Genomic DNA, 14,747 nt, shown 5'->3' on the forward strand with positions numbered 1-14,747 from the left:
GAGTCGACCAGGCACCCTTCGCACCGCTGTCCCACCAGTGAGACCGGACCGTCCCATCGGGACCGACCCAGAAGACGTCCAGATGGCCGTCCCGCTGCGAGACCGAGGAGATACCCGCGTTCAAGGCCGCACTGTTCGGCGGAGTGATGCTGAACTGACCGTGAGTCGACCAAGCACCCTTCGCACCGCTGTCCCACCAGTGAGACCGGACCGTCCCGTCAGGGCCGACCCAGAAGACGTCCAGATGGCCGTCCCGCTGCGAGACCGAGGAGATACCCCCGTTCAAGGCCGCACTGTTCGGCGGAGTGATGCTGAACTGACCGTGCGTGGACCAGGCACCGTTCTCACCGCTGTCCCACCAGTGAGACCGGACCGAGCCGTCGGGGCCCACCCAGAAGACGTCCAGGTGACCGTCCCGCTGGGACACCGCGCTGATGGCCGAGTTCGGGGCGGCGCTGTTCGGCGGTGCGATGTTGAACTGGCCGTGCGTGGACCAGGCACCGTTCTCACCGCTGTCCCACCAGTGGGACCGGACCGAGCCGTCGGGTCCGATCCAGAAGACGTCGAGGTGGCCGTCCCGCTGGGACACCGCGGCTACGCCCGAATTCAGGGCGGCACTGTTCGGTGGGGTGATGCTGAACGGCTTGTGTCTGGCCCAGGCCCCCTTCGGGTCACCGTCCCACCAGTTCGACCTGACGGAGCCGTCCGGTCCTACCCAGAAGACGTCCAGGTGGCCGTCCCGCTGGGACACGGTGCTGATGCCCGTCGCCCCGTCGGTCGACTGGATGTTCGTCACGGCACGCGCGAAGGGGCTTCCCGCCAGAAGGAGCAGCCAGACCGCCGTGATCGCGAGGACCCAGCGCGTGCTCGGGTGGCTCCGGGACATGTCGTCCCTCCTCAAGGTTGGCGAATCCATCACAGGGGAAGGCCCACCCACCGTTCCCCTCGCCGAGTCCGCGGCCCGTCGGAAAGCCGCTGCCCCCACCCACCACGATGCCGCATGCGGCGCGGGCTCGCCCGCCGGGCGGGAGCGGCCCCGCCGCCACCGGCCTACCGGCCGGTCGTGCCGTCGAGCATCTCGCGCAGGATGTCCAGGTGGCCGTTGTGGCGGGCCGTCTCCTCGGTGAGGTGGAGGAGGATCCAGCGCAGGTCGACGTGGAGGCCGTTGCGGATGGTTCCCCGGGCCCGCTGGTCCAGGCCGGTCGCGGCGACCAGTTCGCGGTAACGGGCACTCTGCTCCGCGTACTCGTCGAGCAACTGCGGGAGCGGGAAGTCGACTGCGATCCGCATCTCGCGGTCGGGGTCCTCGTCCGTCATGGGGGCCAGGTCCTCCTCGCCGAGGAAGACCACCTGGAACCAGTAGTACTCGACCCAGCGCAGGTGGTTGATCACTCCGCTCACGGTCATCAGCGGTGAGCCCGGCAGCAGCGCCTTGCGCGCGTTCTCCGGGGAGACGCCGGCGCACTTGGCGCGGGCGGTTTCCCGTGCGTAGTCGAGGAACGTGATGAGCTGCGTGCGCTCGTCCCACGCGGGCGGAGTGTCATCGATTCTTGTCATCGCGCGAAGCGTCCCCGATCACCGCGCCCGCTGTCGAGGGGATTACCGCCGGACCCCGGCTCCGCCGGACCCTAGGGCGGCGGGATCGGTCCCGGCGCCGCCACGCCCGGGGCCGGACGCCAGAAGCGCCCGTCAGGCAGGGCCTGACGGGCGCCGAGGAAGTAGTCGGAGTCGCGCTGGAACCGGACACCCGGCACGGTGTCGCGTACGTGCCCCCAGACGCCCGGCGCGACGCGGTACTCGCCGGCCACCATCCAGGGATCGTCGCCCAGCGCGAAGAGGTGCCTGATCTTCAGGAACTGGTCCCGGGAGAGGGAGACGGACTCGACTATCTCTTCGTCCGTTCCGAATCCGGTCAGATCCCAGACGAGGTTGTACCCGTCGGCGAAGGGATAGTCGCTGCTCACCCGGCCCAAGCTAGGCGGCTCCCGTCGGCCGCCGCACCTGCTTTTCGCGGGCGGTCAGGCGGCGCTGAGGGCCGTGATGTCGCCGTAGGCGGTGGTGGCCCGGATGGTGAGGGCGGCACCGGCGCCTTCGGAGTTGGCGAGGGAGTTGCTGATGCGGCCGTAGGAGGTGCCGGCGTCGAGGCAGGCGGAGACGCCGCGGGCCGCGCCGACGGAGATGTCACCGTGCTCGGTGCGCAAGCTGACGGTGCCGCCGGTGGCCTCGGCGATGGTCAGGTCCCCCTTCTGGGTGCGGATGTCGGCGGAGCCGCCCAGGCGGCCGATGGCGATGTCGCCGGCGGCGAGGGTGAGGCGGACACCGGCGGTCTCGTCGAGCTTGACGGTGCCGTGGTCGCTGTCGAGGGTGACCTCGCCGAGGCGGCCGACGCCCCGGAACTCGGCGCTGGCGGTCCTGGCCTCGACGCGGGAGCCGGCCGGGAGCTGGACGGTGACCTCGACGGAGCCGGCGGGCCCGAACGCCTGCTTCCCGGAGGGGGTGCTGATCCGCAGGACGCCGTCCTGGAACCTGACGGTGGTCTGCTCGGCGGCCTTCACGTCACGGCCCTTGGAGGCGTCCGCCGGCCGGACCTCGACCGTGGTGTCGCCGCGGTCGGCGGCGATGAAGCGGATGTGCCCGGCCGGGACGTCGAGGACGGTGGTGATCGGGGCGGCGGTCTGGAACTTCTGCATGTCTTTTCCTTCGGGTTCATCGTTTCCGATGACCTGAACGCTACGGATCGTTCACCATCCAGGCAACACACCCGTTGCACAACATGCTCATCATCGCAGGTCAGAGCAGCAATATCGTTGCACCGCTTCTGAATACAACGCAACGCAGCTCAGGACTCCGTTGCAACAGTCCAGAACTGAACGCTACGCTGGGGCCGTCAGGAGCAACGGGGACGACGAAGGAGACCGCGATGCCGGGAGGCAGGCTCACCCCGCAGGAACGCCAGCAGATCGCGCTGGGGGTGGCCGACGGCCTCGCCTACGCCGAGATCGCCAGACGTCTCGACCGCCCCACCTCGACCGTCACCCGCGAGGTGATGCGCAACGGCGGCCCCGCCGGATACCGCGCCGACCTCGCCCAGCGCGCCACCGAACACCGCACCCACCGCCGCAAGCAGGCAGCCGCGTCCAGGGGCCCGCAGGCCCCCGCACTGCCCCACGGTCGCGACCCGGAGGCGGTCCGCGCGTACGAGGAGACGTTCACGACCGTCCTGATGCAGTCGGGCCTGCCCAAGATGACGGCCCGCGTCCTGGTCTCCCTGTACACCGCCGACAGCGGCACCCTCACCGCGTCCGAACTCGTCCAGCGGCTCCAGGTCAGCGCGGGGTCCGTCTCGAAGGCGGTCGCGCTGCTGGAGGGCCAGGGCCTCGTCCGCCGCGAACGCGACGGACGCCGCCGCGAGCGCTACGTCGTCGACGACGACGTCTGGTACGAGTCGATGATGGCCAGCGCCCGCTCCACGGCCCTCCTCGCCGAGACCGCGCGCAAGGGCGTCGGCGTCCTCGGCCGCGACACCCCCGCCGCGACCCGCCTGGAGAACATCGGCCGCTTCGTCGACTTCGTCTCCGAGAGCATCGTCCGCGCGGCGGACCAGGCCCGCGAGGTCCTCCACACGAAATCCGGCCCGACGTCCTGACGGCCGCGCCGCCCCTGGGCCGGTGGAGGGAACGACGGGCGGACGGCCGATGAGTTCCGCCGGCCGGGGCAGTCTCCCTCATCGCCGTCGACAGTCGACGGCCGACGGCCGACAACGGAGGAGGAACCGTGGTGCAGCTGCTGAGAGTGCAGAACTTCAACGTCTCGCGGGACGGATACGGTGCCGGTGACAACCAGAGCCTCGAACGGCCCTTCGGCGACGCCGACCCCGGGGCCATGTTCGCCTGGGCCGGCGCCACGGCCAGCTGGCCGAACCGCACCGAGCCCGGGGGCAGCCGCGGCCTCGACGACTACTTCACCCGCGACTTCTCCCACAACATCGGCGCCGAGATCATGGGCCGCAACAAGTTCGGCCCGCAGCGGGGCCCCTGGGAGAACCACGACTGGCAGGGCTGGTGGGGCGACGAACCACCCTTCCACACGCCCGTGTTCGTCATGACCCACCACACGCGGCCCTCGTTCACGCTCTCCGACACGACGTTCCACTTCGTGGACGCCGACCCCGCCACCGTCCTCGCACGGGCGAAGGAAGCCGCGCGGGGCAAGGACGTACGGCTCGGCGGCGGGGCCACCACCATCCGCGAGTTCCTCGACGCCGACCTCGTCGACACCCTCCACGTGGCGGTCTCCCCGATGGAGCTGGGATCCGGTTCACGGCTGTGGAAGTCCCCCGACGAACTGCTCGACCGCTTCCACCTGGAGGTCGTCCCCAGCCCGAGCGGAGTGACGCACCACCTGTTCTGGCGCAGGTGACTTCTGCGGGTCCGGGCCGTGGACACCGGCAGGACGGTGATCGATAGTGCCGCCATGGCTTCTCTCGTACGACACGTGACCATCGACTGTTCCGACCCCTACGCCCTCGCCCAGTTCTGGATCGCCGCGATCGACGGCAAGCTGGGCGACGGCGCCTTCCCCGGCGACCCGGAGGTCCTGGTCGAAACCGACGGCGCCGGGCTGCTGTTCATCCGGGTGCCCGAGGGCAAGACGGTCAAGAACCGTCTGCACCTGGACCTCCAGCCGCAGGACCGCTCACGGGACGAGGAGGTGGAACGGCTGACGGGCCTGGGCGCCACCGTCGTCGGCGACCACCGCAAGCCCGACGGGACGGGCTGGGTGACCATGGCGGACCCGGAGGGCAACGAGTTCTGCGTGGAACGCAGCGCCGCCGAACGGGGCTGACCTGACGCCGAGGCCGTAGGGCGGGAGACCTCGGCGTCAGGTCGGGGCACGGGTGGCGATCGAGTGAATTGGCCGACGCAGCGACGACGAAGCGGTCCGCCGGCGGTTCCACCGTGCAGGCTTCCCCTGGGCTGGGCCTGCGCAGCCCGAACCGTGTCATGACGATTCCGCACCACGACAGGAGCAGACCCCATGGTCACGCGCACGTCCAGCCGAAGGATCCCCGCCCTTCTCACGACCCTTGGACTGGGCATCGTCCTGCCGATCTGCGGGGGAAGCACCCCGGCCTACGCCCAGCCCCGACTTGAGATCGCAAAGACGCATTCCGACCCTTTCACCCGGGGCGGGCAGGGCACTTACACCATCACCGTCACGAACACCGGCGACGAGACGCCTTCCGGCGGAACGACCGTCAGGGACACGCTTCCGGCAGGACTCACCGCCGTATCGGCGGAGGGGGGACCGGTGGGAGGCGACGGCAACCCCGTCTCGTGTTCCCTCTTGGAGGACGGAAGGGTCGTCGACTGCGCCGGTAGCCAACTGGCACCCGGTCAAGGCATCGAGATCTTCGTGAGGGTCGCCATCGCGGCCGACGCCCCGTGCTCCGTGACCAACGTCGCCCAGCTCTTCGTAGGGGGCTCTCCGGCCGGCAGTGCGAGTGACCCCACCACCATCACCGGCGGCGGCTGCGGCAACGGGGGCGGCGGTGGCGGGGGCGGCGGGTCCATCCTGCCGATCAACCTCAACGGCATTCTCCCGCTGTTCAACAACATCTCCACCAGCAGCAACATCCACAGCCCCGGCGCCGCCAACACCACCCGCCAGGACTTCGGGATCAACCCCTGAGCTGCTGCCACGGCTGACGAGGGGACCTACGAACGCCCCTGGGCCTGCGGCAGCTGCCACCGGACCTCGCCGTCCCGCCACTGGCCGGTGGGCGCGAGGCCGGCCGCGGCGGCGACGGCGGCGGAGGCCCGGTGGTCGGGGTGCACGTGGGCGATGACCGTACCCGCCCCCCGCTCCCGGAGCCACGCCACGAGCCCCCGCGCCGCCTCGGCGGCGACACCGCGCCCCTGCCAGGGGACCCCCACCACCCAGGAGACCTCGGCCGTGCCGTCCCCGACCGTCGCCTGGACCGTACCGGCCAGGCACCCCTCCTCACGGAGCCGCACCACCCAGTTGCACCAGGAGACGGCCGGATCCGGCGACCCCGCGCACCAGCGTGCGTAACGCACCCGCAGCGCCCCGACGTCCTCGGGTTCGCCGCCGATGAAGGCGTGCAGGGCGGGATCGGAGAGCACACGGGCCATCTCGTCGGCGTGCTCGACCCGCAGCGGCAACAGGTCCAGCCGTGCGGTACGGAGGGTCTCGGGAGTGATCACGGACCGAGTATGCGGGGGGGGCGGGGGTGGGGGCTCGGGGGGCGGGGTTTCGGCGGGGCGGTATCAGGGCGGGTTTGGGGGTTTCCCGTCAGTCCCATCGTCCTTCCGTGTCGGGCCGGTCCCTCAAGGGCGCTCCTTCGTCGCGTCGCTACGCGATGGCCTTCGGCCACCCTTGACCGACCGTCCCGCCCCGGAAAGCCGAAAGACTGCCGAGAACCCCCCAAAGAAACGGGACGGTCCAGAGGAGAAGGACTCCCGTATCAGCGATGAGACGGGGCAACCGGGCGTCGCCCGTGTCCCCATGCGGGCCCCCAAAGACCCTCGGCGGTCCACCCCCACGCACCAGATCGCTACGCGCTCCTCCCGGCTTAGCGTCCGACGACCGTCCGGGGCCGATCCCTGCACGAAATGACGATCAGAGCCCCATCGGGGAACGGTGGGCGCGTCAGATCGCTACGCGCTCCTCCTGGCATAGCGTCCGGCCGCCGTCGGGGGCTGATACCTGCACGACATGTCGATGAGGGCCCCATTCGGGAGCGGGGAGCGGTGAGCGGGGGGCGGGGTACCGGGGGCGCCGGGCAGGAGGGGAATGGCACAGGCGGGCCCTGCGGCACCTGTTCAACCGGCTGCTCGGCCGGGTGCGACCATCGTCGGATGCGAGGGATCGATGAGCTGGTCAATGTGGATGACCCGGCGTGGCCGGAGCTTCAGGGGATTCTCAGGGCGGCCTCCGTGCCGGTTCACGTGCTGCCCGGAGACATCAACGAAGGCCGTCGATGCCTTCTCCAGATGCAGGTCAGCGCACGATCGATGCTGGGTGCGCTGGCGCTGAGCACCGGCGGGCTGCTCGTGGACAACGGGTGGCTGCGCGTGTTCGGCGGGGGTTCGGTCGCGGAGGGGCGGTTCCCGAGTCTGGCGCAGGTCAACCGCTTTCCCACGGACCTCGAACCCAGCTGGCGTCCCGCGACGGGTCTTGTCGTCGGCCATGACGTCGTGGGAGGGGTCTTCGCGTTGAACGGTGGCGATCCCGCCGCCGCCGGCCGCCCCGGGGCACCTGGGCAGATGACGTACTTCGCTCCCGACACCCTGGAGTGGGAGGCGATGGAGATGGGCCACTCCGGGTGGGTCGCCTGGCTGCTCTCGGGCGGGCTGGAGACGTTCTACGACGGAATGCGCTGGCCCGGCTGGCGTGAGGAGGCCGCAGCACTGCCCTCCGGGCAGGGGCTTTCCGTGTATCCGTTCCTGTGGTCCGAGGAAGCGCACGCCGACCTCGCGGCCACGAGTCGGCGGCCCGTTCCGATGCGTGAAGTGCTGGGGGTCGCGGCGGACTTCGCCCGGCAGATGGGGCCGTCCGATCCTGGGTTCCTGGGGGACGTATAACCGGCTTGGCTGTCCGTCCTGATGTGTCGGCGCGGTCATCCTCGCCCGTACGCTGATCTGTCGGCGACGTCTGGCCCGTCTACGGCCAGAAGCTTCGTGACCGAGGCACCGTCACGACCTCGTTCGGCCAGGTCCGCCGGACCAGGTCGTACCGGTCGCGCAGTTCTTCGACCCAGCCGTGTCCCACATCCAGCCAGACGCGGGCCGACGAGACGGACTCGTCGTCCTGCACGGTGACGATGGGAACAGGTACCGAGAACCGCCGGTCGATCTCGATCTGGATCTCATTGGTCCGGAGCCACCGAATGCCCCGGCCGACGGCAAGCTCATCGAGGGCGGCGGACCAGTCGTCCAGATCTTCCGGCGACAGACACAGTTCAAGGCGCCCGTTGACGAAGCCACTTGAAACGACGATCTCGGCGTCGAGGTAGTCGTTGTACGGAGTCTCCCCGGGCCTGTGACGGCCCAGTACGCGCACCTGGACCCTGTTGTCCCCAGCGACCATGTGGATCAGGTCCGCGCCGGAGCCCGCAACCATCCGCCCTCCCGCACCCAAGACGATCACCGTCATCATGCAGGCATTCCCGCAGGAGTTCTAGGCCGAGAGGAGCGCGTAGCGATCTGACGCGCCCCACCGCTCCCGAAAGGGGCTCTGATCGACATTTCGTGCAGGTATCAGCCCCGGACGCGGGCTGGACGCTAAGCCGAGAGGGGCGCGTAGCGATCTGACGCGCCCACCGGTCCCGGATGGTGCTCTGATCGTCATTTCGTGCAGGTATCAGCCCCGGACGGTCGCCGGACGCTAAGCCAGGGGGAGCGCGTAGCGATCTGACGCGTCCGGTGGCCCGCCGAGGGTCTCTGGGGGCCCGCATGCAGGTCACGGTCAGGGCCCGCCCGCCCCGCCTCATCGCTGATGCGGGAGTGCTTCCCCTCTGGACCGTCCCGTTTCTTTGGGGGGTTCTCGGCAGTCCTTGTCTTTCCGGGGCGGGACGGTCGGTCAAGGGTGGCCGAAGGCCATCGCGCAGCGACGCGACGAAGGAGCGCCCTTGAGGGACCGGCCCGACACGGAAGGACGATGGGACTGACGGGAAACCCCCAAACCAGCTGTGAGGCGGCCCAGCAGCACCCCGCCACTCCCCCACGCCGTGCCGCCCTAGCTCCGCGCCGCCTGGGCCGACAGTCCCGCCTCCCGGGCGTCGATGAGTTCGTCCCAGTGCTCCCGCGTCCACTCGCACGCCGCGTCCAGCGGCCCCAGCAGGCCATGGCCGAGCGGGGTGAGGGTGTAGCCGCCGGGCTCCTGCCGTACGACGAAGCCATCGCGCTCCAGCCCGCGCAGGGACTGCGTCAGGGACTTGGCGGTGATCCCCCGCAGGGGCACCTTGAGCTCCGAGAAGCGGCGCGGACCGCCCTCCAGGCAGCGCAGGATCAGCGCGGCCCACTTGTCGCCGACGCGGATCGGCACCAGCGTCGAGGGGCAGACGGGGTCGAACATCTCGGGGTTCAGGGGCGGCTGCGTCATGATCACCACCGTAGGCCGGTATCCGATCGGTAACCACCCCCGTCCGTACGCTCACCGGCATGACGAACGAGCACCGGCACGGCAACGAGCCCTCCACCCCCGCCTCCGCACCCACCCACGACCCCGCACCCGCATCGGCGCCCACCCCCACCCCCACCCGCCTCATCGTGTTCGGCGCCACGGGGCGCGTCGGCCGGGCCGTGGTCGCCGTGGCGCGGGCGCGCGGGGTCGAGGTGACGGCCGTGGGGCGGGCCGACGGGGAGGTGACCTCGGCGGCGGACGTGGCGCGGCTCGCCTCGGGGCACGACGCGGCGGTGGTGTCGGTGTACGACGCCCAGGCGGCGCCCAGGGAGTTCTTCCCGGCCGTGGCGCGGGCGATGGCGGAGGGCCTCGGGCGGGCGGGGGTGCGGCGGCTGGTCTCCGTCGGGCTGGCCTCCGTACTGCCGACGGCGGACGGGACCCCGCTGATGGACACCCCCGGGTACCCCCAGGAGTGGCGGGAGTTCTACGTCGCCCACGGCGCCGGCACCGAGGCGCTGCGGGCCGCCGCGCCGGCGGCCCTGGACTGGGCCGTGCTGTCCCCGGCCGGGGACTTCGACCACGACGGCACCCCGTGGGGCGGCTACGCGTACGCCCCCGCCGAGGCGGACAGCCGGATCACGCCGGCGGACTTCGCCGCGGCGGTCCTGGACGAGGCCACGGCCCCGACCCTGCGGGCGGTCCACGCGGGTGTCGCGCGGGCGGCGGCATGAACCCGGACCCGCAGACGGAAAGCGGCGCCGCCGACCCGCAGACGGAAAGCGGCGTCCCCGCCCCGCCCGCCGACCCGCAGACGGAAAGCGGCGTCCCCGCCCCGCCCGCCGACCCGCAGACGGAAAGCGGCGCCGCCGCCCCGCCCGGCGCCCCGCCCGCCGGGGTGACCGACAGCCCCGACCCCTGGGTGGCCGAGCACATCCGGCGCTTCGAGGAGACCGCCGGCCGTCCCCGCCCCGGGATCCCTGACCTGCTGCTGACCACACGGGGGCGCCGCTCGGGCCTGCTGCGGCGGACGGCGCTGGTGTACGTGCGCGACGGGGATGCGTACGTCCTGACGGCGTCGAACGCGGGCGGTGACCGCCACCCCGCCTGGTATCTGAACCTGTCGGCCGACCCGGCCGTCACCCTCCAGGTCGGCGGCGACGCCTTCCCGGCGCTCGCCCGTCGCGCGAGCCCGGCGGAGGAGGAGCGGCTGTGGCCGGCGGTGGTGGCCGCGATGCCCTCGTACGCGGCCTACCGCGACGCCACGACGCGGAAGATCCCGCTGGTCCTGGTGACGCCCGCCGGCTGAGGGAGCCGCCCGGCTAGCCCTTCACCTTCGGCGCGTCCGGTACGCCCGTGTCCAGGGCGTCGCCGGCTCCCGCGAGGGAGGTGTGGGTGGACTTCGTCGCGCTGTCGGCGGCGGCGCCGGTCACGGCGATGGCGGTCTTGGCGTCCGTCACGGCCTGGCCGGGGTGGTCGACGATGTCGACGACGCGCTTGAGGGGCGGCTGTCCTCCGAGGGTGGCCCCGTCGGCGCCGTCGGCGGCGTGCGCGGTGAGGGGGGTGAGTGCGAGTGCGGCCCCGCCGGTGAGGGCCAGGAGGGAAAGGGTGCGCTTCATTGCCTTCATGCCCCGCCCAACGACACCCGGCATCCCGGGTCACCCCCGGCCCCGCCCGTTCCGCGCATCGGATGACCCGGCCCCGGGTACGCCGTCGGCCCCGGATCGGGGGATCGATCCGGGGCCGACGGCGATGACACAGCGGAGATGCGGGGCCGGTGGTCAGTCCTGCACCACCAGGGCCGGCGTGGACTTCGTCAGGACCTCGCCGCGGAAGAAGGCCGGGCTGCGGCGCTCGGTGACGAACATGATGACCAGGCCCAGGGCCAGCAGGCCGACGCCGATGACGAAGACGCTGCCGACGCCGAGCACGTCGGATCCGGAGCCGTACGCGGGGTCCCACGCGTCCACCAGGGTCTTGCAGAAGACCGCGGCGAGGAGGAGGCCGCCCAGGACCGGGAAGACGCCCTTGAAGAACAGGTCCCGCGCGGAGCGGCGCAGGTCGCCGCGGAAGTACCAGGCGCAGGCGAAGGCGGTCAGGGAGTAGTAGAAGCAGATCATCAGGCCGAGCGCGAAGATCGTGTCGGTGAGGACGTTCTCGCTGACCAGGGTCATCACCGTGTAGAAGGCGCCGGTCGCGATGCCCGCCATGACGGTGGCGCGGCCCGGGGTCTTGAACTTCGGGTGGACCTCGGCGTACGAGGGCGGCAGCGCCTCGTACGCGGCCATGGCCAGGACGGTGCGCGCCACCGGGATGAAGGTGGTCTGGAGCGAGGCGGCGGCGGAGGCGAGCACCGCGACGAAGAGCAGGATGCCGAGCGCGGGGCCCATGACGGGGCCGGCGAGGGCGGCGAAGACGTTGCCGGAGGTCTCCTCGTTGCCGAGGCCGAGTCCCTCGGCGCCGGAGCCGACGGCCATCTGGGCGGCGATGCCGGTGGCCAGGTAGGAGCCGACCAGGACGACCATCGCGATGAGGGAGGCGCGGCCGGGGGTCTTGGCGGAGCCGGTGGTCTCCTCGTTGGTGGCCAGGCAGGCGTCCCAGCCCCAGTACATGAAGATCGAGAGGGAGAGTCCGGCGGTGAAGGCCGCCATGGACTCGACCGCGAAGGGGTTCATCCACTGCCAGGAGAAGTCCAGGCCGGTGTCGAAGGTGCCGGCGGAGGCCTTCTGGAGGGCCATCGCGACGAAGATCACCAGTACGGCGAGCTGGAGGCCGACCAGGGCGTACTGGACGCCCTTGGTGGCGGTCATGCCGCGGTAGCTGATGGCGGTCGCGACGGCGATCAGCGTCAGGCAGGTGGTGATGTGGACGAGCTTGTTGCCGTCCAGGGCGGCGACCGACGGGTTGCCGGTGATCTCGCCGGCCAGCAGCCAGAAGTAGGAGGTGGCGACGCCGGCGAGGTTGGAGAGCACGATGATCGTGGCGATCACCAGGCCCCATCCGCACATCCAGCCGATCCGGGGGCCGAAGGCCTTGACGGTCCAGGTGAACGAGGTGCCGCAGTCCGGCACGGCCTTGTTGAGCTCCCGGTAGGCGAAGGCCACGAGGAGCATCGGGAGGAAGCCGGCCAGGAAGACCGCCGGCATCTGGACGCCGACCTCGCCGGCGGTGGAGCCGAGGGTGGAGGTCAGGCAGTAGACGGGGGCGACGGTGGAGATGCCGATGACGGCGCTGCCCACCAGTCCGACCGAGCCCTTTCCGAGGCCCTTGCCGCGAACTCCGGCGCCGCCCTCGGCGACGCCGCTTACCGTGTCTCCGACCTGAGGCCGCGTGTCCAGCTGTGTCATGGGTCAGGACGTTAGATGCTGCGGTTTCCTCATCCGGAAGACTTAAGTCCGGTAATGCACAGGCCTTAACTCCTTCGATTGGCAAGATCGATTCGGTTCATGAACTCGCAATACAAGGTTCCCTCGCGCACCCATCCGCGATTCAAGAGGCGACGAGACGAGAGTTCCAGAATGCGGAAACCGCAGGAGTACCCGTTATGTCCGTTTCAAAACTTTCCCGTGGCAATTTTCGGCCACTCCGGAACCGCCCGCAGGCCCCCAAACGACTGCGTGGGGTGAAAACCGCTGGACGGCCCGTGACCACGGCTGGCAGGCTGCCGGCATGACCTACGGAATCGAGTCCCACCCCGCCCGTTGAGCGCCCGCGACGAGCGGAAGCCGCTCACTCCCGGACCCTCCCTGTACGACTACGCCCTGTTCCGTCAGGGCGTCGACCCCGACGGCGGCTTCCCCCGCCGCGGCTACGCCTTCCCGCCCCCTGGCCCCGACGGCCCGCCGCCACCCCCCTCCCGCCCCGGACTCCGCTGGAACCAGGCCCGGGAGGAAGTCGCCGCCGTCCTCGCCGCGCCGCTCGCCGACCCTGACCCGGTGCGGGCCGCCGAAGCCGTCCACCTCGCGGTCGCCCGGCTCCGGCTCCCGGACCGCACCGTCCGCGCGGCCGTCACCCTGCTGCCGCTGGCCGACGGGCCGGCCGCCCGGCGCACCGCCCGGAGGCTGACCCACACCGGAACCAGCCCCGCCGCCGTCGGCGTCGGCCTGGCCCTGCTGATCCGCCTCGGGGAACCCGAGGACGTGCCCTGCCTCAAGGCCCTCGGACTGCTGTCCGGGCTGCGGTCTCCGGCCGCGGCCGCGCTCGACCCCCTCGACCGGCAGGCGGCCGCCCTGCTGTCGCTGGCCGGCCGCAGCCGCGACGAGGGGCTCACCCCGTTCATCCAGGCGGTCGCGGCCCACGAAGCCCGCCACGGCGGGAGCGCGCCGGCCGGACCGGCCGGGCCCGGCGGCACGTCCGTACGGGACGCGCTCGTCGCCCTCACCACCTCCCCGGAGCGGCAGGCGGTGGTCCGCTGGCAGGCCCGGCGGATCGCGGAGGCCGCCCGCCTCGACGCACTGCTGCGCGCCCGCCCCGACGACACCGGGCTGGTCACGGCCGCCGGGCGGCTGCTGCACGCCATGGCCGGGCAGCGCGAGGCCCGGGCCGAGCTCCTCGACTACGGCCCGGCGGTGGAGGCGTACCGCACGGTGATCGCCCGGGCGGACCGGCCGGCCCCGGACCTCGGCCACCAGGCCCTCCTGCTCTCCCTCGCCCTCGACCTGCACAGCGGCCCCGGCGCACTGCTCGACTGGCCGGCCGGGGAACGGGAAGCACAGCTCGCCCTCCTCGAACGGCGGCTGCGGGCGGCCGCCCCGCCCTGCGGGGCGGACGACCCCCGCCGCGCCGACTGGCTCCGCCGCAACCGGCTGCGCCCCTTCCGCACCCCCGCCTCCCCCTCGCCCCTCCGCATCGAGGTGGTGGCCGAGGACCCCGCCGGATCCGCCGCCGTCGAGACGCGGATCCTCGTCGACGGCCGGCCCCTCGTACCGGCCCTCTTCGGCAAGGGCCCGGCCCACCCGCCCGAGTACCTGCTGGACGGCGGCGCCCTGTGCGCCGGGCCCGAGCCGCGCGAGGTGCAGCTCTCCGAGGCGGACTGCACCGAGGGGTGCTGCGGCGCCCTGTACGTGACGGTCCGCCGCGAGGGCGACGAGGTCGTCTGGGACGGCTGGCGCGGGGCGGCCGGACCGCCCCCGCCCGACCTGCGCTTCGACGCCGCCGCCTACGAAGCGGAGGTCCGGCGGGCCCGGGCGGACCACTCCTGGTCCTGGCCGGCCCGCTGCACCGCCCGGCGGATCACGGCGGCCCTGCGGGAACGGCCCGGGCTGGCGGCCCGCTGGGACATCCGGCGGATGCGGGCCGCCACCGGCTGGCGCGATCCGGACACCGTGCGGGTGATCTTCCTCCACACACCCGCACCGGCCACACCCGGACCGGAAGGGGGGAACCGCCCGGGCCTGGTCTTCGAGTGGCGGCTGCCCGACGACGGCCGCCCCGCCCGGGCGCAGGCCGAAGCGGCGGTGCACCGGCTGGAGAACACGGACCCCAGGACGTACGCGACGGTGGTGGGCGGGGACCGGGAGCTGGCCGAGTCCCTCGGCTACACCTGGCAACAGCACGAGTAGGCCGAGCCGTCCCCGGGGCCGCGGCCCCGGGGACGGCGGGCC

General features: G+C 72.0%; 17 protein-coding genes. 8 read left to right on the forward strand and 9 right to left on the reverse strand.

The genetic code is table 11. The features are described from left to right. The 4 genes from ACZ514_RS18135 to ACZ514_RS18150 all read right to left on the reverse strand — a co-directional run. Window positions 1–886: PLL family lectin (locus tag ACZ514_RS18135; RefSeq protein ID WP_469125129.1), on the reverse strand; the 886-nt coding region annotated here is incomplete at its 3' end. Between the two features lie 164 nt (window positions 887–1,050). After that, a complete protein-coding gene (locus ACZ514_RS18140) occupies window positions 1,051–1,557 on the reverse strand; it encodes a DinB family protein (protein ID WP_468172533.1) in 507 nt (168 codons plus the stop codon). 71 nt (window positions 1,558–1,628) lie between these two features. Beyond that, a complete protein-coding gene (locus ACZ514_RS18145; protein ID WP_468699861.1) occupies window positions 1,629–1,964 on the reverse strand; it encodes a hypothetical protein in 336 nt (111 codons plus the stop codon). 54 nt (window positions 1,965–2,018) lie between these two features. Then, a complete protein-coding gene (locus ACZ514_RS18150) occupies window positions 2,019–2,690 on the reverse strand; it encodes a DUF4097 family beta strand repeat-containing protein (protein WP_469125130.1) in 672 nt (223 codons plus the stop codon). A gap of 230 nt (window positions 2,691–2,920) precedes the next feature. Between ACZ514_RS18150 and ACZ514_RS18155 the strand changes: the two genes are divergently transcribed. The 4 genes from ACZ514_RS18155 (at window position 2,921) to ACZ514_RS18170 (ending at window position 5,691) form a co-directional block, all read left to right on the forward strand. After that, the gene (locus tag ACZ514_RS18155; RefSeq protein ID WP_468172523.1) at window positions 2,921–3,646 is read left to right on the forward strand and encodes a GbsR/MarR family transcriptional regulator; all 726 of its coding nucleotides are present in this window, start codon (window positions 2,921–2,923) and stop codon (window positions 3,644–3,646) included. A 128-nt stretch (window positions 3,647–3,774) separates the two neighbouring features. Continuing rightward, the gene (locus ACZ514_RS18160; RefSeq protein ID WP_468172520.1) at window positions 3,775–4,419 is read left to right on the forward strand and encodes a dihydrofolate reductase family protein; all 645 of its coding nucleotides are present in this window, start codon (window positions 3,775–3,777) and stop codon (window positions 4,417–4,419) included. Between the two features lie 54 nt (window positions 4,420–4,473). Continuing rightward, a complete protein-coding gene (locus ACZ514_RS18165) occupies window positions 4,474–4,845 on the forward strand; it encodes a VOC family protein (protein ID WP_469125131.1) in 372 nt (123 codons plus the stop codon). Window positions 4,846–5,037: 192 nt separating this feature from the next. Then, the gene (locus ACZ514_RS18170) at window positions 5,038–5,691 is read left to right on the forward strand and encodes a hypothetical protein (RefSeq protein ID WP_468172514.1); all 654 of its coding nucleotides are present in this window, start codon (window positions 5,038–5,040) and stop codon (window positions 5,689–5,691) included. A gap of 26 nt (window positions 5,692–5,717) precedes the next feature. On the opposite strand, the gene ACZ514_RS18175 is transcribed toward ACZ514_RS18170, so the two are convergent. Then, on the reverse strand, window positions 5,718–6,227 hold the full coding sequence (locus ACZ514_RS18175; RefSeq protein WP_469125132.1) for a GNAT family N-acetyltransferase: 510 nt from the start codon (window positions 6,225–6,227) through the stop codon (window positions 5,718–5,720). Window positions 6,228–6,881: 654 nt separating this feature from the next. On the opposite strand from ACZ514_RS18175, the gene ACZ514_RS18180 reads away from it, so the two are divergent. Further along, window positions 6,882–7,607, forward strand: coding sequence for a DUF2625 family protein (locus ACZ514_RS18180; protein WP_468172508.1), 726 nt, complete (start codon window positions 6,882–6,884; stop codon window positions 7,605–7,607). Window positions 7,608–7,686: 79 nt separating this feature from the next. On the opposite strand, the gene ACZ514_RS18185 is transcribed toward ACZ514_RS18180, so the two are convergent. Both ACZ514_RS18185 and ACZ514_RS18190 read right to left on the reverse strand, forming a co-directional pair. Beyond that, the gene (locus ACZ514_RS18185; RefSeq protein ID WP_469125133.1) at window positions 7,687–8,181 is read right to left on the reverse strand and encodes a DUF5959 family protein; all 495 of its coding nucleotides are present in this window, start codon (window positions 8,179–8,181) and stop codon (window positions 7,687–7,689) included. Window positions 8,182–8,760: 579 nt separating this feature from the next. Next, the gene (locus ACZ514_RS18190) at window positions 8,761–9,126 is read right to left on the reverse strand and encodes a winged helix-turn-helix transcriptional regulator (protein WP_469125134.1); all 366 of its coding nucleotides are present in this window, start codon (window positions 9,124–9,126) and stop codon (window positions 8,761–8,763) included. A 59-nt stretch (window positions 9,127–9,185) separates the two neighbouring features. Between ACZ514_RS18190 and ACZ514_RS18195 the strand changes: the two genes are divergently transcribed. Together ACZ514_RS18195 and ACZ514_RS18200 are read left to right on the forward strand one after the other, a co-directional pair. Beyond that, window positions 9,186–9,878: an NAD(P)-dependent oxidoreductase gene (locus ACZ514_RS18195; protein ID WP_469125135.1), complete on the forward strand. Its 693-nt coding sequence runs from the start codon at window positions 9,186–9,188 to the stop codon at window positions 9,876–9,878. Continuing rightward, window positions 9,875–10,453: a nitroreductase/quinone reductase family protein gene (locus tag ACZ514_RS18200; protein WP_468172481.1), complete on the forward strand. Its 579-nt coding sequence runs from the start codon at window positions 9,875–9,877 to the stop codon at window positions 10,451–10,453. Before ACZ514_RS18195 ends, ACZ514_RS18200 begins: the two co-directional genes overlap by 4 nt. Before the next feature lie 13 nt (window positions 10,454–10,466). Here the strand turns inward: ACZ514_RS18200 and ACZ514_RS18205 are convergent, their stop codons facing one another. Further along, window positions 10,467–10,763: a hypothetical protein gene (locus tag ACZ514_RS18205; RefSeq protein ID WP_468172484.1), complete on the reverse strand. Its 297-nt coding sequence runs from the start codon at window positions 10,761–10,763 to the stop codon at window positions 10,467–10,469. A 162-nt stretch (window positions 10,764–10,925) separates the two neighbouring features. After that, window positions 10,926–12,491 carry an APC family permease gene (locus ACZ514_RS18210; RefSeq protein WP_468172486.1) on the reverse strand — a complete coding sequence of 522 codons (1,566 nt, stop codon included), beginning with the start codon at window positions 12,489–12,491 and terminating at the stop codon, window positions 10,926–10,928. Window positions 12,492–12,845: 354 nt separating this feature from the next. Between ACZ514_RS18210 and ACZ514_RS18215 the strand changes: the two genes are divergently transcribed. Next, the gene (locus ACZ514_RS18215) at window positions 12,846–14,705 is read left to right on the forward strand and encodes a hypothetical protein (RefSeq protein ID WP_469125136.1); all 1,860 of its coding nucleotides are present in this window, start codon (window positions 12,846–12,848) and stop codon (window positions 14,703–14,705) included. Window positions 14,706–14,747: the final 42 nt, after the last annotated feature.

The organism is Streptomyces sp. NPDC034086 (assembly GCF_055575515.1).

Excerpts from the sequence above, each read along its gene's own strand:
- ACZ514_RS18165 (WP_469125131.1), top strand. The coding sequence starts at position 4,474 with ATGGCTTCTCTCGTACGACACGTGACCATCGACTGTTCCGACCCCTAC.
- ACZ514_RS18150 (WP_469125130.1), bottom strand. The coding sequence starts at position 2,690 with ATGCAGAAGTTCCAGACCGCCGCCCCGATCACCACCGTCCTCGACGTC.
- ACZ514_RS18140 (WP_468172533.1), bottom strand. The coding sequence starts at position 1,557 with ATGACAAGAATCGATGACACTCCGCCCGCGTGGGACGAGCGCACGCAG.
- ACZ514_RS18200 (WP_468172481.1), top strand. The coding sequence starts at position 9,875 with ATGAACCCGGACCCGCAGACGGAAAGCGGCGCCGCCGACCCGCAGACG.
- ACZ514_RS18155 (WP_468172523.1), top strand. The coding sequence starts at position 2,921 with ATGCCGGGAGGCAGGCTCACCCCGCAGGAACGCCAGCAGATCGCGCTG.
- ACZ514_RS18205 (WP_468172484.1), bottom strand. The coding sequence starts at position 10,763 with ATGAAGCGCACCCTTTCCCTCCTGGCCCTCACCGGCGGGGCCGCACTC.
- ACZ514_RS18185 (WP_469125133.1), bottom strand. The coding sequence starts at position 8,181 with ATGATGACGGTGATCGTCTTGGGTGCGGGAGGGCGGATGGTTGCGGGC.
- ACZ514_RS18210 (WP_468172486.1), bottom strand. The coding sequence starts at position 12,491 with ATGACACAGCTGGACACGCGGCCTCAGGTCGGAGACACGGTAAGCGGC.
- ACZ514_RS18180 (WP_468172508.1), top strand. The coding sequence starts at position 6,882 with ATGCGAGGGATCGATGAGCTGGTCAATGTGGATGACCCGGCGTGGCCG.
- ACZ514_RS18190 (WP_469125134.1), bottom strand. The coding sequence starts at position 9,126 with ATGACGCAGCCGCCCCTGAACCCCGAGATGTTCGACCCCGTCTGCCCC.
- ACZ514_RS18195 (WP_469125135.1), top strand. The coding sequence starts at position 9,186 with ATGACGAACGAGCACCGGCACGGCAACGAGCCCTCCACCCCCGCCTCC.
- ACZ514_RS18170 (WP_468172514.1), top strand. The coding sequence starts at position 5,038 with ATGGTCACGCGCACGTCCAGCCGAAGGATCCCCGCCCTTCTCACGACC.